A 21,329-nucleotide genomic window follows, 5' to 3' on the forward strand; every position below is an offset into this window, starting at 1 on the left:
CATGAAACGCTACTGCATACTCGACTGTTACGTGGACGAGCCCGCGTGTTTCGGCGTGCCGCCGTTCGTGTCACCATACCCGCGCTATCTCTACGGGGCGCTCCTTACCGCGGGCGCCGCGGACGAGGATATCGATTACCTGACCATCGAGACCCTGCGATCGCGGAGGTATGAGCTGGCGACCGGTTACGAGATGGTGTTCCTCATTGGCGGGGCGGTCGTTCCGGGGAAATACCTGGGACACAAAATTGGAACGACGCCCGAGATACGGGATCTCGTGGCCGCGAACGCACGCCGGCATTTTGCGATTGGCGGAATGGTGGGACACCTGCTCGCCGGGTCCGCGGCGCCCAACCTGACCCCCGTGAAATACGATATCGAAAAATTCGCGTTCGGCTGGCACCGGGGGGAGCCTCGCGACGAGTGCCGCACCTACGGCGAGCTTGCGCGCTGGGCGGCCGAGGGTGCGGCCTTGTGCCGGCGGCACCCGGACTTCCCCCGCCTTATCTGCGAAATCGAGACGGCGCGCGGCTGTCCCCGGCTCCAGCACTGCTCCTTCTGCGCGGAGGGACTCACCCACGGTGTCGAGTTCCGGGACGAGGGCGACATTCTCCGCGAGGTGGACGCGCTCATCGCGGCGGGTATATCGCGGTTCAGGCTGGGGCGGCAGGCCGATATTCTCCAATATAAGTCAAGCATGGCGGATTTCAGGAACGGCTTCCCCCGCCCCCGCGTGGAACCCATCCGCGCGCTCTTCGGGGAGCTCCGCGCACGGCGCGACGCCGGCCTCATCACGACGCTCAACATTGATAACGGGAACCCGGGCACGATCGCCGCGTTCCCGGAGGAATCGGAACTGATTTTAGGTGAGATCGTATCGGCCCTCACGCCGGGCGATACGCTCGCCCTGGGCGTCGAGTCGCTGGATCCCGGGGTCATCGCGAAGAACAACCTCAAGGTCGACGCCGATACGCTCGTGCACGTGGTGCGCATGGTGAACGAGGCGGGCGGGGGGCGCGTGGGGGGAATTCCCGTGCTCCTGCCGGGTGTGAACCTGATCCACGGCCTTCCGGGCGAGACGGCGGAAACATTCAGGATCAATTTCGAAGGACTGCGCAGGATAATGGACGAGGGTTTGCTTTTAAAGCGGATCAATATCCGGAGCCTGCTTCCCTTCCCCGGCACGGTGCTTTATTCGAGGAGTTTCGAGCCCTCACCGGCGATTGAAAAGCGGTACGAGTACTATAAGGGCCGGATCAGGGATGAGATCGACCATGCCATGCTGAAGGCGATATACCCGGCGGGGACGGTGCTGAAGGACCTGTTCGTGATGGACCGGCAGTTCGAGTACGCCCTCGCCCGTCCCATCGCGAGCTACGCCATTACGGCAAAGCTCCACTCGCCCCTGGAGAGGGGCGCGAGAACGGACGCGATGGTTATCGGTCACCGGGAGCGCTCGCTGTCCGCGCTCACCCTTCCGGTGGAATTGAACGCGCTCCCGCTCAAAGCCCTGGAGCTGATTCCGGGAATAGGCAGGAAACGCGCGCAGGACATCGTGCTCGCACGCCCCTTCGCACGCGGGGCCGATATCATGGATATGCTCAAGGATGTCCCTGAAGGAATTCGGAAGGAATTATTGCGCGGCGCATGAGGGCGCGGTCCGTATGAAGGCGCGGATATATATCCGCGCCTTCATACGGACCGGTTCCAGTCAATATTTCTTGCGCGCCTTGTTGTGGTTCAGCCGGTTCATGACGAACAGCGCGATGAAGCCGCCGATAAAACCGGCGATGAGGTTGACCGAATGCGGCCCCCGCTCCCCGATGAGTATCTGTAGGAATATTTTGACATACGGGGTCAGCCGGTCGAGCAGTATTCCCCCTATGAGCGCACCGATCACCCCGACCACCAGCGCGCCGATATATCCGCCCAGGAGATCGCGGTTTTTCACGTGATAGAAAATCCAGGCCACGAGCGCCCCCAGACCTATGTACAGCCCGGTATCGAGCACCTTCTGCAAAAATTTGAGTATTTCTTCGCCCATTCCAACCCCCGAAACTCAATCTGATGATTTGGGACCGATACGACCCGCCTGTTACACGATATTCCCCTGAATCGGTAAATCCCCCCGCGACCCGCGCCCTCTGTATTTAGTTATATATGCGCCTGACCCCCGCATTCCGGACCCGTTCCCCCTGGATAATTATCGGCAGGCGGGCGCCGATAAACGACCCGGTGGAAGGACGCGTCAATCCTCGTCCACAAAGAAAAGCTCCCCCTTCCCGCGGCGGACGATTCTCATGTCCCCCTCCGAGAAATCGACTATCGTGGACGGCTCCGATAGCCGCGGGCCGCAGTCCATCACCAGGTCCACCTCGTTGCGGTAGACGCGCTCAAGATCGGCGGGCTCCACGATGTAGCTCCCCGCGACGGTATTCACGCTCGCGGTGATGATGGGCCTTCCCAGGGCGCGCACGAGCTCGAGTGCAACCTCGTTGGCCGGGATGCGCACGCCGATAGTTTTCTGATTGGTGATCGCGACCTTGGGAACAAGCTTCGAGGCCTTGAAAATGAAGGTATAGGGTCCCGGGAACGCCTTTTTCATGATCTTGAACGCCTGGTCCGAGATGTTGCGGACATACTCGTGCAGCCCGCCCACATTGGAGAACACGAAGCTGAGGGGCTTGTTTTTCGGAATTTTCTTGAGCCAGTAAATCCGCTCGATGGCCCGTTTATCGGCCATGTCGCAGCCGTAGGCGTACACGGTATCGGTGGGGTAAATGATCACGCCCCCCTGCTCCAGGATATCCTTCGCCTTCATGATGAGGCGTTTCTGGATGTGCTGTTCGTTGATGACGAATATCATGGTCTCATGCCGTGCGCGCCCCTTCCCGCCTTGTCCCGCCGGCCCGCTCCCCCGGCGTGGATAAAAAAGGCTTTTGCAAGAGATCGTCTTGCAAAAGCCTTCAACCTGGTAAATACATTCTGGGAGTGTAATGTATTATCAATCACTTGCAATATCGGCACATGGCCGTACGGCTTTACTTTTTTTTGGTGGAAATATTACGTCCCCGCGCGGAGGATGCTTCCTCGGGGCCGGCGCGTTTGAAATCCCGGCGCCGAAGAGATATATTTCCATTGTGCGCCCCGGCGGGGGCGCCGCCAGGAGCGGGAGCGGATGTCGGAAATAGAGCTTAAAATAAAGAGCCGCGATCTCGATACGCTCATAAAGATAATTTCGTCGATAAACCCGTCCGCGGAAATCGACCTTATCCGGCGCGCGTACGAGTACGCCCAGAACTCGCACAAGGATCAGGTGCGGCTGTCCGGCGAGCCCTTCATCATACATCCCCTCGAGGTGGCCATCATCCTCGCGAACCTCAAGCTGGATACGACGACCATCGCCGCCGCGCTGCTGCACGACGTGGTGGAGGACACCGAGGTCTCGCTCGAGATCCTGACCGAGCGCTTTGGCGAGGAGGTCGCGCTGCTCGTGGACGGGGTCACCAAGATATCGACCCTGAAAAAAAAGACCCGGTATAAGGAGGAAGTGAACAGCCTCCGCAAGATGCTCCTGGCGACAATCAAGGACGTGCGCGTGATCCTCATCAAGCTCGCGGACAAGCTCCACAACATGCGCACCATCATGTTCCAGCCCGAGTCGAAGCAGCGCATCATCGCGCGCGACGTGATGGATATCTATGCCCCGCTTGCCGGGAGGCTGGGCATTTCGCAGATGCGCGCGGACCTGGAGGATCTGGCCTTCCACGTCCTGCACCACGACGAGTACCACGAAATCGCGAACAAGGTTGCGCTGCGCAAGCACGAGATCGAGGATTTCATCGAGGACATCCGCTTCATCCTGTACCAGCAGCTGGAGCGGCTCAACGTGGGCGCGGAGATAACCGGGCGGGCGAAGCATTTCTACTCGATCTACCGGAAGATGCAGAACCAGAACAAGCCGTTCGAGGAGATCTTCGACATACGCGCGATCCGCATCATCACCGCGGAAGTGAAGGACTGCTACGGAATCCTGGGAATCATACACACCCTGTGGTCTCCGATCACCTCGCGCTTCAAGGACTACGTGGCCGTGCCGAAATCGAACATGTACCAGTCGCTGCACACCACCGTGATAGGGCCGGACGGCCTGCCGCTCGAATTCCAGATCCGCACGTGGGAGATGCACGCCACGGCCGAAATGGGGATCGCGGCGCACTGGCTCTACAAGGAAGGGACCACGAGCGCGCGCCGGGAGCATATCAACGTCTCGCTCCTCACCAGGCTTCGCAAGCTCGACTACGAGTCCCAGGAGTCCGGGTCAAGCCGCGAATTCATGAAAGAGCTCAAGATGGACCTCTACGAGGACGAGATCTTCGTGTTCACCCCCAAGGGAAAAATCGTGAAACTCGCCAAGGGCTCGACGCCGGTGGACTTCGCCTACGCGATCCATACCGAGGTGGGAAACCAGTGCGTGGGGGCGCGCATCAACAACCAGATGCTTCCCCTGAAAACCGAGCTCAAGAGCGGCGACATCGTGGATATCATCACGAGCAAGAAGGGTCACCCCTCCGAGGCGTGGCTCAAGTTCGTGAAATCGTCCAACGCGCGCTACAAGATCCGCGCGTGGCAGCGGCGCGAGACGGACTTCGATCGCAAGGAGCACGAGGCGCCCCCCAAACCGGCGGAGGAAGAGAAGAAGAAGCCCGAGAAAACGGCCGAGGTCTCCATTCCCGAGGCCGAGCTCATCAAGATAAAGAACATCGCCAGGCAGAAGCGCAGCTCCCTGAGCATAGACGGAACCTCGAATGTCCTCATCAAGCTCTCGCAATGCTGCCAGCCCATACCGGGCGACGATGTCGTGGGTTTCATCACTAGGGGCCGCGGTATCACCGTTCATAAGAAGAATTGCCCCTCACTCGCCCGGCTCAGCATCGAACGGGAGCGGTTCATCAACATCGTATGGGAAGGCTCGGGGAACACCTACCCCGTCAAGATCGCGATCCACGGCATAGACCGGCAGAATTTGCTGAAAGACATCGCGGACGAGATTGCCGCGTGCAAGACCAATATACTCAAATTCGAGGCGAGCATCGTCTCGAAGGACAGCGCCGAATTCAAGCTCATCCTCGAGGTGAAGAGCATGGGCCACCTCAAGGAGGTCGTAACCCGGTTGAAGCGCATCAAGAACATCACCAACGTGTACAAGCTGAACGAAAAGGTTCTCATCAAGCAGCCATGAGGGTCATCCTGGGCTCATCGTCGCCGCGAAGGCGCGCCCTCCTGAACGAACTGGGGATCGGGTTCGATACGCTTTCTCCGGATGCGGACGAGACCGCGCTCCCCGGGGAAACGCCCCGCGATTACGCCGTTCGCGTCGCGCGCGCGAAGGCGGAATCGGCGCTCACAATACCCGATACCGGGCGGGAACCGGCGCTCCTGATAGCCTGCGACACGATCGTGACGATCGACGGCGTCATCATCGGGAAGCCTGCTGACCGCGGGGACGCGCTGCGCATACTGGGCATGCTCGCCGGGAAAACCCATTCGGTGATAAGCGCGGTGGCGCTGGTCCGCGTGAACGGCCTTACGGAACTGCGCACCGGCGCCGAGGAATCACGCATCACCTTCAAGCCGCTCGGGCGGGAGGGCCTGGAGGCCTACCTGGACTCCATCCACTACATGGACAAGGCCGGGGCATACGCCGCGCAGGAGCATGGGAGGCATATTATAGAGAGAATCGAGGGTTCGGTCACGAACGTGATAGGTTTCCCCCTGCGCCTGTTTTTCCGCATGCTCGCGGAGATGGGCGTCGCCGATGCGCTTTTGTCCCCTTCCCTGAAATACCACCCCGCACACCGGGCGTGAATTCGTGCCTCTCCTGCCGGGAACCGTGCAACCTTCCGCGTGTAAATTTATTGACGGCCCCCGGCCGGATGCGGTATGTTTCGTATGTTCAGCGCGCAATCGAGGAAGGAATATTACAAATTGAAGCCAGGTGGGGCATATGTCCAATAGAAAGAAATACGTGGTCGATAAAAAATTCCAGCTGAAGACCGTTTTTTCCATCCTGGGGATGATCGTATTTGCCGGGGTCCTCATCATGACGGCAATAGGCGTCACTATCGCCTTCAATAACGAGCGGCTTAATAACGTGATCGTGATCCACAGCAATGTCGTCGATGCGCTCATCACCTATGCGCAGGACGCCCCCGCCGCGGGAGACAATCCCGCGATAAAGAACGCCTCGAAGATTCATGCGCAAAATATCGATACCATAAACAAGATTCTTTTCAGAAATAACCTTATGCTGCTCGTGATAATCGCCGTCATCTTCGCCCTGACCCTAATGACCTTTTTCATGCTCATTCGCATGACCCATCGCATCTCCGGCCCCGCGATGGTGATTTCCGACCATATCCGAACCATAATTGCCGGTAAATACCCGAATGTGAGGCCCCTGCGCGAGGACGACGAGCTGCAGGAGCTCAATGGTCTCGTCAAGGAGATGGTGGAGAAGCTCAAGGAAAGACAGGGGTAGCAGGGCTCACCCGGCGGAATCCATCGCCCGCGGGACGGCAAAAATCTTCTTGAAAAATATCGGACCCTCGAATAGGAAGTCATCTGTCGCCATGCGGGCGTAATTCAGTGGTAGAATGTCAGCTTCCCAAGCTGAACGTCGTGGGTTCGAGTCCCATCGCCCGCTCATAATGATTCAATTCAGGCATACCCAATGAAGACACTCGGAAAAAAACTGGAAGCCGGCGGGGTGCTGGCGGCAATAGGCAACACCCCCCTCATTAAAATGCGCAACATCTCGCCGGGGAACGCCGTCCGGATCCTCGCCAAGTTCGAGGGCGCCAATCCCGGGGGCTCCATCAAGGACCGTCCCGCGCTCTACATGCTCCGGCACGCGATAGAGAGCGGGGAGCTCACCCCGGACAAGGTCATCCTGGAGCCCACGAGCGGGAACACCGGCATAGGGCTCGCGATGGTGGGTGTCGCGCTGGGATACAAGGTCAAGCTCTGCATGCCGCAATGCGTAAGCATGGAGCGCAGGAGCACGCTGGAGGCGTTCGGGGCCGAGCTGGTCCTCACCCCCGGATGCGAGGGCACCGACGGCGCGATCATCAAGGCGCGCGAAATGCTCGCGGAAAACCCTTCGATCTACTATATGCCCGACCAGTTCTCCAACCCGCAGAACATACTGTCTCATTACGAGACCACCGCGGCCGAGATAATCGAACAGACGGGCGGCAGCATCGCCGCCTTTGTCGCGGGGCTGGGAACCACGGGCACCATCATGGGGATTTCGCGGCGACTACGCGAGTTCAATCCCGATATACGGATCTTCGCCGTCGAACCGGTTTTAGGCCACACGATCCAGGGACTCAAGAACATGAGCGAGAGCATCGTGCCCGCCATCTACGAGCCGTCGGCGATCGACGAGATCATCACGGTGGGCGACGAGGAGGCGTTTGGCGCCTGCCGCGATCTCGCGGCGCGCGAGGGTCTGTTCTGCGGCATGTCAAGCGGTGCGGCGCTGGCGGGGGCGCTCAGGGTGGCGCGCAAATTCACGAGCGGGAACGTCGTCACCGTGTTCCCGGATCGCGGGGACCGCTACCTGTCCACTTCGCTCTACAAGTCGATCTGCGCGAAATGCCCGCCTTAAGCTTTGCTGTCTTTGTCACGCCCTGAGAAACTTATAGTTTTCACCCGGAGAAGGATATTCACATTCTTAAAAGTGGAGTGCGATTGAATCGTGCTCCGGAGAGAATAGGCGTGGATGGGCGCACCTCGCCCCTGATGTGGCGTGCGTGCGGAGGTGTGATGCTTAATGCGAGGGCGTGCGGCGGAGTATTTTGGTGGGTGAGGCTCTTGTAGGGTGGTTTTCGGTGTCTCCCCAGTAGAATTCCCAGCACAAAATGCCCCCTGCGCTCCTCCTGCCGATGGCATACTGGGGGAGCCGAACATAATTATGCCTTCCGGCTGAATCGTGCAGCAGCTCGTGCAGGTAGCGCTTCGTCGCGATGGCTACCAGATGCGAGACCGAGAACCGGCTCAACTTACGGAAATCCGAAGCGAACTCATTCTCGTTCTTCCTGAAGCGAATAGGAAAGCAATGCCACCTCTTCCTGGGGTCACGAGGCTGATACCTCACCAAAGTAAACCCTCCCTGAAACCGATCAATATCGCGCAGAACGCGCTTCAGAAGCATGATGACGACAGCCTGGCGGCTTGTTTTGAGCTTTGCCGCGGCAAGGGCAATATTCACGTAGACGATGTGGCTCATGTTTATAGAAGTGCGAAGCATTCCGTATCCTCCGGGACAAAACTGAGCGTCCAAAGTGAATACGAATGGGGAATGGAAAATATGAACGGTTTCCTGCGCCCCATGTCAATTACCGAAAATTAATTCACATCGACGGGGCACCCTCATGAAAGACAAAACTGATTGTACTTTTGCCCCCGCCGCCCTACCCTTGTCCGTCGCGCGAGTCTACGACGGCAGGCCAAAAGATGACGAAACCGGACCCAGCACCCCCATCGGATCGCTCGACCGTAAAGATACCCCTGCTCTTTATGCTCTATCTGTCCCAGGGACTTCCCTTCGGGTTTCAGACCATCGCGCTTCCCCTTTACCTCCGCGCCGAGGGCGTTTCGCTTGCGTCGATAGGGCTCGCGGGCGCACTCTCGCTCCCCTGGATGCTCAAGGCGATCTGGGCGCCGCTCGTGGACCGGTGGAGCATTCCCGGCCTTGGCCGCAGAAGGTCATGGATTCTTCCCATGCAGGCCTTCATGATCGCGGCGATGCTCTCCGGCGCCTGGGCCGATCCCTCCACAAACCTGGGTTTTCTCCTCGCATGCGTTTTCCTCATGAACCTGTTCGCCGCCACGCAGGATATCGCGGTGGACGGCCTTGCCGTCGATATCCTGGGAGCGAAAGTCCTTGGTCACGGAAACGCGGCGCAGGTCGTGGGATACAAGGCCGGGATGCTCCTCTCCGGCGGGCTGCTGGTGTGGCTCTCCTCGTACTATGGGTGGCGGGGCCTTTTCATGCTCATGGCCGCGGTGGCGCTCATCCCCTTCACCATGATCGCGTTTTACCGCGAGGGAAATCCGGACTACGCCTCCCCCGCCCCGCGGATCGATCTCAGTGCGATACTTGCGCGCGCCGGCGCGGCCCTGCGCGCACGGGATGCGTGGAGGCTGCTGCTCTTCATCGCAACCTACAAGCTGGGCGAGGTGATGATTGACGCGATGTTCAAGCCTTTCCTGGTAGACAGCGGTTTCACCCCGCAGACGATCGGTCTGTGGATGGGGACGTACGGGATGGCGGCTTCGATCGGGGGCTCGCTCGCGGGGGGTCTTCTCTCATCGCGGATGGGCGTGTTCAGGGGACTGGCGATATCGGCCCTCCTCCGGATTTTTCCGCTCGCGATGGAGTGGTGGCTTTCCCTCGGGGTTCCGGGTTCGTCGCAGGTGATAGCCGTCACCCTCGCCGAGCATTTTTTCGGGGGCATGCTCACGACCGCGCTCTTCGCCTACATGATGTCCCGGGTCGACCGTACCATTGGCGCGACGCATTATACTATACTCGCGAGCGTCGAGGTTTTCGGCAAATCCCCGGGCTCGTGGGCGTCCGGGTTCCTGGCAGAGCGGCTGGGTTATTCAGGGCTCTTCGGGCTGGGGACGATCATTTCGGTGGGGACGCTGGGATTGCTCTGGGGGTTGAAAAAGGACGCCAGTCGCAGCTAGTCCATGAAAGCCCCGATAAGGTTCCGGATCCTGTAGCGGGCATGGCTCGCGAAAAACGATATGCGCGTGCCGAACCCGAGCCCGGCGACCGAGAGCGCCATGCCCACGAGGGTGATTGAAACGAGCGCCCGGTAGCGTTCGAGCCTCTTCAGCACGTCGTCCGCCGCGGCAAGCACCGGCGAGCGCTCTCCCCGATACCGTATCTCGAAGCGCGCATATACGGGCGCGGTCCACGCGAATGTTTTCTGCCCATAGCGGGTGACCTGGTAACGCGCCCGTGCCGATATAACGTACGTCCCGTCATCGAGACCCTTCAGGTTCAGTATGTTTCCCTTCTGGCTGACGCGCTCGCCGGGATCGCGTTTTTCGAAATCGAGGGCCACCACGAATCCGGCGAGGTCCTCCTCCGGGATGTTCTTCACCGCAAGGAGCGCGTCGAACGAATTCCGGCCGAAGGGTTCGGCGGGATCGAACGGGAACTCGATGCCCAGTCCCGGTTCGGGGGGCGCGAACACCGGCAGCACGAACTGGCCCTTCTGCTCGAAGCCCCGGGCGAGCCTCTCGTAGTAAGCCCTGTCGAGCTTTTCGGCGCGGTTGACGATGATCTCGTAACTCGCCGTGCGGCTGGCCGTGTTGAGCTTGTCGAGCGCCTCCACCGTGAAAAAATAGCGGCCGTCGTCGAGGTCGCTGAAGGCGGCCTCGAAACTGGTGGTAAAGGTATCGGGCTGTTTCGCCTCACCGCTCGCGAAGGAATAGAGAAAGCCCTTGAGGCGCACACGGTCGTGATCCTCGATCGACCATTTGAACAGCGGCGAGCGCGACGGCGCGACTTTCGCCTCGGGGTGCGTCGAGGAAACGACCACCGGCATGGGGATCTGGTTCCTGCTCACCTGCAGCTTGTAGTGCACGGTGCGCGAGTAATTGTTCGCACCGTCGATCGCGCGTATGTGGAAATAGGTTACGCCGTCGTCCAGGTCCCTGACCAGGAAGTTCCTGGCGTTGCCCTCGATCGTGGACACGGGCGGGATGAAGTCCGGTAGTGCGTTCACGTAGACGGCATAACCCTTGATCCCCGACTCATCGGCGGGGGGCGCCCACTCTATGAGCGCCTCGGTATTGCGCGTCCAGACGGCCTCCGGGTGGGTGCGGGAGTAAAGCACGGGCGGCTCGACATACACGTCCGAATATTTCGCGATGACGCGGGTGTCCTCCTCCCACATGGCGATGATGCGGCTGGAGGTCGCCACGCCCACGGGCTTGCGCGCCGATACGCCAGGCTGGCTGATCACGGCCTCGTCCGGGGCGAAGTCCCTTTCCGCGATACGGTACTTTCTCGCCGAGATTCCCGGCTTGATCTCGCGGCTGTCGTACCACATCACGACAATCTCGTCGTTTGCGGGCGGGAAGATGACGGGGGAGTAGCAGTTCGCCTTGGCGAGCGACACGGTCACCGGGGGTTCGTCCCAGTTCTCGCCGTAGTCGCGTCCCCTGAGCATCTTGATGGACCACGCGCGATCGTCGTTGTTCTGGTACACGCAATAGACAGTGTCGCGGTACACCATGATTGAGGGCGACGCGTCGTTCGCGTTGCTCCTGGTGATCTTGGTGAAGGAGCTCCAGCTGCTCCCGTAGTTGCCCGATTTCATGAAATAGAGGTCATCGGAAAGCACCTGGAAGCGCTCTTCCTTCCCCTGCCACACCAGGAAGATGTAGCTTCCCGCCGTCGTGATGGCGGGAAAGAACGCGCCCCTGAGCACGCTCGAGCTCGCAAGGACCTCCGGTTCCTCGAAGAGGATGTCCTTCGTATTGACCGAGTGAAAGAGGTTGAACACGTTTTTCCTGAAGCCGTGGTAGAAGACGTGCAGCGTTCCCCGATCATCGTAGAGCGCCTGCGGGAGAAACTCCATCTCGGTATGAAGGACCAGCCTTTCCGGCGAGGACCAAGTCGCCCCCCAGTCGGTGCTGCGGGAGAGAAAGATGCGGCTGTTCATATCGTCCTTGAAAATGTTCTGCCACATCACCGCGATATGCCCCGAGGGCGATATCGATACGTGGGGGTGGTGGTCCACCTCCTGGTCCACCGGGGAAATGAGCCTTGGCGGGATGAAATTCGCGCCCTCGTTGAACGAAAGCGTAATATAGATATTGTTTGCCTTTCCGTCGGAGCCCTCGTACACCGCCGCGATGAAGTTGCCCCGTGAGGCCATCTTGATATTGCGGGCGATCACACCCGGCGGCGATACCGGGAAGCTCTTCTCCCAGCCCACCGGGTAGGTCTCGACGACCGTTATGGAAAACACCGCGATCACCGTGAGCGAAACGACCGCGATTCCCAGGGCGGACCAGAGGTATTCGCGCATGTACGCGTGCCGGAAATAGTACATCAGTATGTTCGATAATACCCGCGCCATCGACGTCCCCTGTTATTATCATCGACACGGAAGGGACACCTGTCAACCACACCGGAAAATTTTTATTGCAGCGTGGGCCCCGGCAGGGTATACGTGTATCTGTCCCCGGAAACCATGAACCAGTTCTCCTCTCACGAAATCGTCGTCATATTCACCGCCCTGGCGCTCATGCTGGGCGCGGCCAAGGCCTTTGGAGAGCTTTTCCGGCGCCTGCACATGCCCCAGGTCGTCGGGGAGCTCCTCGCGGGCTTCGTGCTGGGACCCACGGTCATGGGGCGCCTGGTCCCCGGTTTTTACTCCTGGGTTTTCGCGACGGGCGCGCGCGATTCGCTCGTGATCCAGGGACTCGTGCTCCTGGGCGTGGTATTCCTTCTATTGATCGCGGGACTCGAGGTTGACCTCTCTTCGGTGCTGCGGCAGGGACGCTCGGTGATGTGGATCGGAGCATGCACCATCGTCATACCCTTCTTCGCGGGCGCGATCCTCCCTCCCCTCCTGCCCGGACTCTTCGCGGAAAGTACCGATACCCTGGTCCTCTCGCTCTTTATCGGGACGGCGCTCGCCATCACCGCGCTCCCGGTGATCGTGAAGATACTCCTGGACCTTAAGCTGTTTCATTCGGACTTCGGGATGCTCGTGCTGGCCGCGGCCATGGTGAACGACTTCACCGGCTGGCTCTTCTTCTCGGTCATCATCCAGATCACCCAGACGGGGAGTGCGAACCTCCCGGCGATCCTGGCGACCCTGGGGCTCACCGCGGGATTCGCGGTGGTCATCCTCACGGTGCTGCGCTCGATAATCAACCTGGCGCTTCCCTGGATCCAGACGCGCATGGAATGGCCGGGCGGCGTGATAGTCTTCATCATCACGATTGGGCTTATACTTTCCGCCCTCACGGAGGCCCTGGGGGTACACGCCATATTCGGCGCCTTTCTCGCGGGGGTCGCCATTGGCGACTCGCCGCACCTGCGAGGGCATTCCAGGGAGATCATCCACCAGTTCATCAACAACATCTTCGCGCCCCTGTTCTTCGTGTCCATAGGCCTGGGACTGGACCTCGCCGCGGACTTCAACCCGCTGCTCACCCTCGCGCTCATCGCGCTCGCCTTCGCCGGCAAGATGCTGGGAGCGCTCGCGGGGGGCGCGCTTTCGGGCATGCGGTTCCGCGACACCCTGCCCGTGGGATCGGCGATGAGCGCGCGGGGCGCGATGGAGGTCATCATCGCGAGCTTCGCCCGGCACTATGGCGTTATCGGCGACAAGACCTACGCGGCGATCGTGATCATGGCCATGGCGACCACGCTCGCGGCCGGTCCCCTGGTGCGGTTTCTCATGAAGCGCCCGAAGGGCCTGTCCCTCGCGGACCTCATCGACCGCCGCTCCTTCGTATCCTGGCTCTCCTCGCGGGACGTGAACGAGTGTATCGCCGAGCTCTCCGGCGCGGCCGCCCTTAGAACGGGGCTGGAGGCGGCCGACATCACGCGCATGGTCATGGAACGCGAAGCGCTCATGAGCACGGGGCTCGGGGAGAGCATCGCAGTCCCCCACGCGCGGACGGATGCGATCGAAAGGCCGGTGGTGATAGCGGGACGCTCCCGGGAGGGCATAGACTTCAACGCCCCCGACGGCCTGCCGGCGCAGCTGATCTTCCTGATACTCACCCCCGCCGCCGACCAGGACGGCCAGATACAGGTACTCGCGCAGATTTCCACGATCTTTTCCGACGAGCGCGTAAAAAGGCTTGCCCTGCAGGCGAAAGGATATATAGAATTCAATGCCGCCCTGCAACAGGCCGGCGCTAAAGACAAAAAGCCATAACGTGTACGAGGAGCACACCAGATGAAGCTCGCCGAATTTATCGAACGGGCCGCCGACAGGCTGTTCATCCTGGACAACGAGTGCCACGTCATATTCACCGGTGACTCGCTCACCGACGAGCGGCCGTTCATCCGCATAGGCAACTGGATGAACCTCCCGGTGGAGATCATACCCCTCATCGAAAACATCATCATCACCGATTCCATGACCGGGAACCCCGCGCACGAGCAGTTCAATATCGACGTCACGCTGCTCTCGTCGAACCGCTATATCGGCTCGAGCTCGGTGGTGAAGCGCTACCTCGAGTTCCAGAAGAGCTTCGGGCTGGATTTAAAGAACGCGTCCATAGTGGACATCGAGAAGGACATCCCGTCCGTGTCGCGCGAGAAGATAATATCGGACCGCGACTCCTATATCGGCATATTCTACAGCGACGGCAACTTTCGCGTAACGCACAACCGCGCCAAGATATTCGACGGCAAGGAGATGGCGGAGCGCCACTACAGCGACCAGAGGATACACGACCTCCTGTCGCTCCACGCGAAGGACGGGGCGCGCTACGCGGGAAGCGGGATGGTGCTGTTAAAGAACAACCCGCTCTTCTACCGGAACCGCTACTTCACCTCCTACCACTTCCCCCGGACCTGGTACGAGGACTTCTCCGCGCTCTCGATAGACCCGGCGCGGATACGCGAGATCCTGCTTCCGTCCGAGAACATCATGAACGTCGCGAAGCTCATGAAATGGAAACATTTCTCCCGCGGAAGGATTCGCATCTTCTCCGATTCGAAGGAGAACATGGACCTTCTCCAGAAGCTCTTCTCGGGGGCGACCATCGTGCGTAACCCCTTCAAGGGCTTCGAGCACGACACGGGCGACGGGCTTCATATCCGGAACTACGCGGATTCCTTCAACGTCAGGCTCACCTACCGGAAGGTACGCCCCTCCTCCGCCGACCTCGTCCTCGCGTACGTGAAGGGACGCGGCGGCGTGCGGGAAATCGTTCGCGACGGCATAGACGGCCTGCTCGTGCACTACCCCGTCTACCAGGACATGAACGTCGCGCTCAAATCCGCGCACAAGCCCGTGCTCGTGCTCACCGACCCGGGCACGCCCTTCGCGCGCCTCAAGGGCGCCGAGGTCACCCTGGTGCGCCCCGGGGTCCAGTACGAATTCATGAAGTACGAGGACGCGCCCGCGCTCGTCGCGGATATCACGGCGGCGGTGGGGTCCGATACGCTTACAGAACCCGTGCGCGACCGGCGCTTCGACGAGCTTCCCGGCCTCGCGAAGACCACGCTCGCATCCGGTGACGCGGCGGCGGGACTGCAGGTGTTCAACCTCATAGGGCTCCTGCGCGCCGTCGCGGCGACAGCGTCCGAGCGCGCGCTTTCCGGCGGCGCGAAGAAAGCCCTCGCCGAGATCGAGCACGCCTTCGACCGCGAATCGTTTTTCGCCGCGGAGGGCGCGCGCCTCGCGGTGACCTGCGCCTTCCACGCCGGCGGCGTCGCCGAGTTCGCCGCGCCCGCCCAGGGCGCCGGGAAGGAATACTTCATCCCCGACGACGTCCGTGACGGGGAAGGGGAATCCCTCGCGCGCGTGAACGACAGGGACATGGCGGCCTTTTACGAAACCATACGCAGGGACCGCGCGCGCCTCATGGAACTGCTCGCCCTCCTGAAACCGGCGGCGGGAATACCGGACGTCCAGGAGCTGCGCGGCGCGATCGACCGTAAAAAGGAAGAGTTCCGCGACGACGCGTTCGGCGCGAGCGACGTCGACAAGGCGATACGGGAGCAGGCGAAGCCGCGGGCGGGAAGGTTCTTCACCCCCCGGCGCATAATCGCGGCGTGCCTGGTGCTCGGGCTCGGCATCGTGGCGCTGGGCGTCGCGCGGCACATGGGCGGGCGCACCGGGAAACCCGCGGAGCAGGAAGCCCGGGAGGAGCGCGCCCGGCTCATCGCGAAGTACCGCATCAGCCTCAACGAAAAGGAGATCTTCGACTGCGCGAACCAGGTCGCGATCGGGAACGGATTCGCGCCCCTCATATACCCCGGCGTCAAGGTCAAGAACCCGCACTGGATATTCCCGGGCAACCGCTTCGAGATGGCCGACGGCACGGTGGTAACGGTGAGGGAGGGCGATACCCTCTGGGGCATCTCGCAGCGCTGGCTCATGGACGCGAGTATTAAGTTTAACCAGGCCCTGGATCCCATCCTGGACGGGATCGCGGCGGGCAGGAACGTGGATGAAGGGATCGAACGGCTGAAGGGGCTCGCCGTGACCGCCTCGCAGAAGGCGAAGGTGCGCGAGCTGGCAGGGACCGGAAAGTAGGGGATGGACGAGAAGGAGCGCATCAACCACTACGTCGAGCCCGTGGAGATCGAGATATACCTGAAAAAATCGGGCAAGGTCCGCACCATCATCAAGGACCTGTTCATCGAGCTCATCGACGTGCTTCCCTCGAACGAGCACAGTGAAAAGATATTCCACCATTTCCTTGAAAAAGATTCGCCCATCGATCTCATCGAGATCATGAACGAGTTTCCCGAGTACATGCGCGCCATCTACGATTCTTACTACCAGCATTTCGATCTCTTCGAGAAGCTGTCGCGGCATTTCCAGCAGGGCACCACGGGGAGCATCGACGCGCTCAGGCTCGCGCTCTATTTTACCGAGCTCCTCATCAAGTACGAGCCCACCCTCGCGTCATCCAAGTTTATCGGCGACTTCGAAACCTACAATTTGAATTACCTCATCCGCAGGCTCAACACGACGGGCGAGAAGTTCATGCTGGAAGACTCGACTGTGTCCTACCTGATAAAGCGACGAAACAAGGCGCACGAGAACGAGCCCCCCAACCGGGAATTCCTCAAGCTCGTCGAATTATGGAAGTACAACGTGAGGGAAAAGCTCGTCTGACCGCCGGGACGCGCGCATCCCGTATGCGCGCGGTCACCCCGTTCCCTTCGCCTAAAGCTCGAAGCTGATGCTCACACGCACGCCATGGGAGCCATCGATAGTCAACACGGCATCGATCTGGTCGGCGAGCATGCGCACCAGGTTGAGTCCCATGCCCTCCTGCTCGTCCGGGTTGAATTCGGCGGGCAGCCCCGGCCCGTTATCCTCCACCCCCAGCGTGAGCGTCCCGCTTTCATTGCGCAGGCTGACCCGGATCACGCCGCTCGGGCCGTCCGGATACGCGTATTTGAGCGCGTTCGATATCAACTCGTTCAGAATGAGACCCACCGGCACCGCCCGTTTGGTGTCGATGCGCGCCTCCGCGAGCGTCGTTTCGATGCGAATCCTGCCGGACTCGACCTGGTAGGTCTGGATGATCGACTGCGCAAGCTCCCTTATATACGAGTGCAGATCCACGGTCGTCGGATCCGCGGACCTGTACAGCCGCTCGTAGATCGCCGCCATGGCGTTGATACGGCTTATTGCGTTGGTGAATATCTGCCGTGAATTCTCATCCGAAAGCCTGTGCTTTCCCAGGCCCAGGAGGCTTATTAGGACATTCAGGTTGTTCTTGACGCGGTGCTGGAGTTCCTTCATGAGGGTCTCTTTCTGGGCGATGAGCCGCCGCAGCTCCTCTTCCGCGCGGGCCCGCTCGGTGATCTCCTGGATCGTGCCGAAGATCGCCTCGGGCCGTCCCTGTTCGTCGCGCGCGAGCCTCGCGACCGAGTGGATGACGCGCTCTTCCCCGTCGTTCGCGCGCCGGATACCGAATACGAGGTCATACGGCGCCTCGCCGGCGATCAGCCCGGCGAGCGCTTTATCCAGGCGCGGGCGATCCTGGGAGAGCGGAATTTTTTGCACTAATTCGAGCGGCAGGCGGCGGTCCGCGGGCATCGCCAGCCCGTATATTTTAAACGCCTCGTCCGAGCCCCACATGACCTTTGTTCCGAGATCGAGCTCCCAACTGCCCACGTGCGCCACGGATTGCGCGAGGGCCAGCCTGCGCTCGCTCTCCATTATCTGCCGCTCCGACCGGACAAGCTCCTCGTTCGTGGCTTCCATTTCCTCGACGGCCGCGTTGAGCTCCTCGTTCGTGGCCTCGAACTCCATGCTTTTCTTCCTGATCTGCCTGCCGGCCTCGAACAGCCGGAAGGCCATCCGGATGGACGCGAGGATCACCGTTTCCCCCGAGTTTTTCACCACGTACCCGTACGAGGTGATCACTTCGGTTTTTTCGACTATCGCTTTCTCGGTATGCGAAGAAAGGAACACCACCGGGATGTCATGATCCGTGAGGATTTCGCGTGCCGCCTGGGTGCCGTCCATTCCCCTGCCAAGGTCTATATCCATCAGGACGAGGTCGATCTTCGGGGCATGCGCGCGAACTGCGGCCACCGCGGTCTCACCGTCAGGCGCATGGATGACCGCGTACCCGTCCCGCTCGAGCATCCTTGCCTCCATGAGCGCGATGATCGCCTCATCTTCGACGAGGAGTATGGTTTTCCCGCCGTTGTCCATGTAATGGTATCCCTTAAGTTCTTCCCGACCTTTCTATTTTTCCCGGAACGGATCACGGCCCTCGCGCGCGTCGCCGGTTGCGCACGCGATTCGGAAACACGCGCGGCAGCGGGACCAGGAGGGGTTCCGATGCGCGCCCCGCCGCACAGCCTGTCCCTCACGACAGGAGCGGTGCAACAAGCGACTACAGGCTTGAGGGTACCATGCGGCGCGGGGATTCGCAAGAACTATTCGCGGGACGAACGGGTTGGTCCCGCGCGGCTATACCTTGCTTTTCAGAAAGGCGCGTAAAATCCCGGGATCGCGCGTTCTTTCGTATAACGGCTTTTTATTTTCTTTATACAGCGGGAACGCGTCCTCGAAGACGGGGTTGTCATTGTTCGTGTAGATGATGCCCAGGGGAAGCTTCTCCGTTTCAAAGGAGGCCCAGAGGGCCGCCTCCCGATCGCGCGGATCGTACTCATCCCCCAGGTAGTACGTATGCTCCTTGTACCACTGGTAGGTGTTCACCTTATTGAAAGAGACGCACGGCTGAAGGATGTCGATGAGCGCATATCCCCGGTGGCTGATCGCTTTTTTCATGATCTCCTTCGTCTTCTCGACGTCACCGGAATAGGCGCGCGCGACGAACGAAGCGTTGAGCGCGATGGACACGGCTATGGGGTTGAACGGCTCCAGGTACACCCCCGCGACCTGTACGGGTGTCCGGAATCCGCGGGGCGCCGTGGGAGACGCCTGGCCCTTGGTGAGACCGTACACCCTGTTGTCATGAACGAGATTGGTGATGTCCGGGTTCCTCCGCACCGTGGGAAGGAAATGGCCTCCCCCCTCGCCGTAGGTGCAGCCGTCCCCGCTCTCCGCGATGACGGTGAGACCCGGATTGGACGCCTTGACGGCCGTGGCCGCCGGCAGCGATCTGCCGTGGAGGCCGTTGAAGAAGCTCGCATTGATGTAATGGGGCGACTTCGCCGCCTGGCCGATCCCGGAGACCATTACCAGGTTTTCACGCCGGATTCCCAGTTCCACCAGCGCCAACTTGAGCGCCTTGGTAATGGCGAAGTTTCCGCACCCGGGGCACCACGCGATGTCTATGGGTTCGTCGAATTCGTACGGAGACACAGCAGCGTTCTCTTTCATAGCGCCCTCTCCACCGCCCCTATGATCTGCTCCGGAGTGAACGGCATCCCGTCGTACTTGAGCACCGCGTGGTCGAATATCGTACCGGCATGAAGTTTCAGAAGCGCGCCGAACTGCGACGTGGCGTTGCCTTCAATAATGATCTTTTTCTTCGCGCGTTCGATCAGGCCCGCCGCGTCCCGGTGAATCGGGTACACCTGGGAGAAATGGAGCACGGCAATATCCTTCCGGCCCAGGCCCCTGAGCGCCTCAAGCACGCAGTGGAGCGTGGAGCCCCAGCACACGAGAAGGTGCGCATAATCCCTGGGTCCGTAGAGCGCGGGGGGCAGCGCTTCCTCCTCGAGCGCCTCGAGCTTTTTCAGGCGCTTGTCGACCATGGCGCGGCGGACCTCGGAATCCTCGGTGATGTAGCCGGCCTCGGTATGCTCGTCGCTGTCCACGCACACGATGCCCTTCCCGTACCCGGGCACCCCGCGCGGGGAGATGCCGTTATCGGTCAGGCGGAAGCGCTTGTAGTCCGCGGCCGTTTCCACGATATGATTTTTATCCATCCCCGGCTCGATCGTGAAGGGGGGCACGCAGCAGTTCGAATCGATGAAGTACTGGTCGGTGAGCACGAGCGCGGGGACCTGGTGCTTGTCCGCGACGAAGAACGCGCGCTGGGTAAGCTGGAAGGCCTGGGTGAAATCCCCCGGCGCATAGATCACCCGGGGGAACTCGCCGTGTCCCGAATAAAGCGCGAAATTTAAATCTCCCTGCTCGGTCCTGGTGGGGAGCCCCGTCGCGGGGCCGGGACGCTGTCCCAGGTGGACGACCAGGGGGGATTCGATCGCGCCGGCCAGGCTCATGGCCTCGGTCATGAGCGCGAAGCCGCCGCCGGACGTGGTGACCATGGCCCTGCCGCCCGCGTACCACGAGGCTATCGCCATGTTGATCGCGCTTATCTCGTCCTCGGCCTGTTCGACGATCACGCCGAACTGTTCCGCATAACGGGCAAAGTAGACGAGCACGTCCGTGGACGGGGACATGGGATATGAGGAAACGAAATTGCATCCCCCCGCAAGCCCGCCCAGGACGATCGTCTCGGCGCCGTTGGTCACCATTTCCCCGGCCGGCTCCGAAGCCCTCCCCGCGGGAAGCACGAGTGTGCCCGATGCCGCGACACTGGACCCGAACGCGTGCCCCAGCCCGGCCGCATGCATGTTCTTCGCGAGGATTTCATCGCCGGCCTTCTTGAACGTGCGGCGCATCTGCGCCTCCACGCGGTCAAGGCCCAGCCCGTACAGCCCGGCGAAGAGGCCCATGACGACGATGTTCGCGTACAGGGGAGAGCCTGCCTGTTTCGCCATTTCCGCGAAGGAAACATTGACTATCGGGTGGCCTCCTTTACGATAGCGGGTGTCAATATGCTCGTTGTCGCCAAGGATCACCGTGGACGCCGAGATCCGGTCGTGGAACCGGTCCATCGCGCCCGGCCCGAACGGCACGAAGATGTCGATCCTGTCTATAAAGCAGTCGACGCGTTCAGGGGAAAGGCGCAGCTGGGTGGAATTGTTGCCTCCCCGTATCCGCGACATGAATTCGCTGTAGGAATACACGTACAGGCCCGCGCCCTTGAAGAGCCGCAGGAGCAATTGCTCCAGGGTCTGGATGCCCTGGCCAGCCTCGCCGGATAACACTATAGAAATATCTTTCCTGCCCGTCAGGTCCATTGGCGCCGCCTGT

At 60.8% G+C, this 21,329-nt stretch carries 16 protein-coding genes and 1 tRNA gene; 10 read left to right on the top strand and 7 right to left on the bottom strand.

What is annotated here, in order from left to right; all coding sequences use genetic code 11:
• Position 1: 1 nt before the first annotated feature.
• Positions 2-1,651 carry a radical SAM protein gene (locus EPN93_06725; protein TAL37112.1) on the top strand — a complete coding sequence of 550 codons (1,650 nt, stop codon included), beginning with the start codon at positions 2-4 and terminating at the stop codon, positions 1,649-1,651.
• A 60-nt stretch (positions 1,652-1,711) separates the two neighbouring features.
• Here the strand turns inward: EPN93_06725 and EPN93_06730 are convergent, their stop codons facing one another.
• The gene (locus EPN93_06730) at positions 1,712-2,044 is read right to left on the bottom strand and encodes a hypothetical protein (protein ID TAL37113.1); all 333 of its coding nucleotides are present in this window, start codon (positions 2,042-2,044) and stop codon (positions 1,712-1,714) included.
• A 204-nt stretch (positions 2,045-2,248) separates the two neighbouring features.
• A complete protein-coding gene (locus tag EPN93_06735) occupies positions 2,249-2,866 on the bottom strand; it encodes a threonylcarbamoyl-AMP synthase (GenBank protein TAL37114.1) in 618 nt (205 codons plus the stop codon).
• A gap of 312 nt (positions 2,867-3,178) precedes the next feature.
• Between EPN93_06735 and EPN93_06740 the strand changes: the two genes are divergently transcribed.
• From EPN93_06740 to EPN93_06760, 5 genes are all read left to right on the top strand, one after another.
• Positions 3,179-5,242: a bifunctional (p)ppGpp synthetase/guanosine-3',5'-bis(diphosphate) 3'-pyrophosphohydrolase gene (locus EPN93_06740; protein ID TAL37115.1), complete on the top strand. Its 2,064-nt coding sequence runs from the start codon at positions 3,179-3,181 to the stop codon at positions 5,240-5,242.
• On the top strand, positions 5,239-5,868 hold the full coding sequence (gene maf / locus EPN93_06745; GenBank protein TAL37116.1) for a septum formation protein Maf: 630 nt from the start codon (positions 5,239-5,241) through the stop codon (positions 5,866-5,868). The genes EPN93_06740 and maf overlap by 4 nt, the downstream gene beginning before the upstream one ends.
• A 139-nt stretch (positions 5,869-6,007) precedes the next feature.
• The gene (locus EPN93_06750) at positions 6,008-6,541 is read left to right on the top strand and encodes a hypothetical protein (GenBank protein TAL37117.1); all 534 of its coding nucleotides are present in this window, start codon (positions 6,008-6,010) and stop codon (positions 6,539-6,541) included.
• A gap of 93 nt (positions 6,542-6,634) precedes the next feature.
• Positions 6,635-6,706, top strand: a tRNA-Gly gene (locus EPN93_06755).
• A 27-nt stretch (positions 6,707-6,733) separates the two neighbouring features.
• Entirely contained in the window at positions 6,734-7,672 is a 939-nt protein-coding gene (locus tag EPN93_06760; GenBank protein ID TAL37118.1) for a cysteine synthase family protein, read from the top strand.
• 162 nt (positions 7,673-7,834) lie between these two features.
• On the opposite strand, the gene EPN93_06765 is transcribed toward EPN93_06760, so the two are convergent.
• Positions 7,835-8,314, bottom strand: a complete 480-nt coding sequence (locus EPN93_06765; protein ID TAL37119.1) for a hypothetical protein — start codon at positions 8,312-8,314, stop codon at positions 7,835-7,837.
• 206 nt (positions 8,315-8,520) lie between these two features.
• Here EPN93_06765 and EPN93_06770 point away from each other — a divergent pair, with 206 nt between their 5' ends.
• Positions 8,521-9,759 carry an MFS transporter gene (locus EPN93_06770; GenBank protein TAL37120.1) on the top strand — a complete coding sequence of 413 codons (1,239 nt, stop codon included), beginning with the start codon at positions 8,521-8,523 and terminating at the stop codon, positions 9,757-9,759.
• Here the strand turns inward: EPN93_06770 and EPN93_06775 are convergent.
• Positions 9,756-12,170, bottom strand: coding sequence for a hypothetical protein (locus EPN93_06775; protein TAL37121.1), 2,415 nt, complete (start codon positions 12,168-12,170; stop codon positions 9,756-9,758). The genes EPN93_06770 and EPN93_06775 overlap by 4 nt on opposite strands.
• A gap of 114 nt (positions 12,171-12,284) precedes the next feature.
• On the opposite strand from EPN93_06775, the gene EPN93_06780 reads away from it, so the two are divergent.
• The 3 genes from EPN93_06780 to EPN93_06790 are packed head-to-tail and all read left to right on the top strand — an operon-like array spanning position 12,285 to position 16,910.
• Complete coding sequence (locus EPN93_06780; protein TAL37122.1) at positions 12,285-13,988, top strand: cation:proton antiporter; 1,704 nt, start codon at positions 12,285-12,287, stop codon at positions 13,986-13,988.
• A 21-nt stretch (positions 13,989-14,009) separates the two neighbouring features.
• Positions 14,010-16,322 carry a LysM domain-containing protein gene (locus tag EPN93_06785; protein ID TAL37123.1) on the top strand — a complete coding sequence of 771 codons (2,313 nt, stop codon included), beginning with the start codon at positions 14,010-14,012 and terminating at the stop codon, positions 16,320-16,322.
• A gap of 3 nt (positions 16,323-16,325) precedes the next feature.
• Positions 16,326-16,910: a hypothetical protein gene (locus tag EPN93_06790; GenBank protein TAL37124.1), complete on the top strand. Its 585-nt coding sequence runs from the start codon at positions 16,326-16,328 to the stop codon at positions 16,908-16,910.
• A 51-nt stretch (positions 16,911-16,961) separates the two neighbouring features.
• On the opposite strand, the gene EPN93_06795 is transcribed toward EPN93_06790, so the two are convergent.
• From EPN93_06795 to EPN93_06805, 3 genes are all read right to left on the bottom strand, one after another.
• Positions 16,962-18,467: a response regulator gene (locus EPN93_06795; GenBank protein ID TAL37125.1), complete on the bottom strand. Its 1,506-nt coding sequence runs from the start codon at positions 18,465-18,467 to the stop codon at positions 16,962-16,964.
• Between the two features lie 261 nt (positions 18,468-18,728).
• A complete protein-coding gene (locus tag EPN93_06800; protein ID TAL37126.1) occupies positions 18,729-19,604 on the bottom strand; it encodes a 2-oxoacid ferredoxin oxidoreductase in 876 nt (291 codons plus the stop codon).
• Entirely contained in the window at positions 19,601-21,316 is a 1,716-nt protein-coding gene (locus EPN93_06805; protein TAL37127.1) for a 2-oxoacid:acceptor oxidoreductase subunit alpha, read from the bottom strand. The genes EPN93_06800 and EPN93_06805 overlap by 4 nt, the downstream gene beginning before the upstream one ends.
• Positions 21,317-21,329: the final 13 nt, after the last annotated feature.

The sequence above is a fragment of the Spirochaetota bacterium genome, from assembly GCA_004297825.1.
Taxonomy (GTDB): Bacteria; Spirochaetota; UBA4802; order UBA4802; family UBA5368; genus FW300-bin19.